Below are 548 nucleotides of genomic sequence, written 5' to 3' on the forward strand. Positions count from 1 at the left end.
CGGTCGCGCGCCTCCTACACGACGAACAACCAGCATGGCACGATCCGCATCGAGGCGGGCAAGGTCCGTCTGCCGAAGGTCGGGTTCGTGCGGTTCACCCAACATCGCCCGTTCGAGGGCGTCATCCGGTCAGCGACGGTGTCGATGACCAAGACGGGCAAGTTCTTTGTCTCCATCCTCGTCGAACAGGACGATGCACCATGGATCCCAGCCGAGAACAAGGTCGGGATCGATCTCGGTCTGGAGCACTTCGCCATCATGACGAACGATGCGATGGTCTCGGAGAAGATTGACAACCCTCGCTTTCTCCGACAATCCGAAGCGAAGGTCAAGAAGGCGCAGCGCGCTTTGTCACGCAAGAAGATCGGGAGTAAGAACCGTGAGAAGGCCAGGCTGATCCTCGCCAAGAAACACGAAAAGATTGCGAATCAACGTAAGGACTTCCTTCACAAACTGTCAAGACGGATCGTTGACGAGAACCAAGTCATCGTCGTGGAGACATTGAAGTCGAAGGACATGATGCAAAACCATAAGCTCGCCAAGTCCAT

1 protein-coding gene is annotated in these 548 nt (G+C 55.8%); it reads left to right on the forward strand.

Annotation, left to right across the window (positions count from 1 at the left end):
- Positions 1 to 548 (forward strand): RNA-guided endonuclease TnpB family protein (locus tag KNO94_RS15500; protein ID WP_214781048.1); only part of this gene is annotated, 548 nt, incomplete at both ends.

Origin of the sequence: Exiguobacterium sp. s22, from assembly GCF_018617455.1 — a bacterium.
In the GTDB taxonomy this organism is placed as follows: domain Bacteria; phylum Bacillota; class Bacilli; order Exiguobacteriales; family Exiguobacteriaceae; genus Exiguobacterium.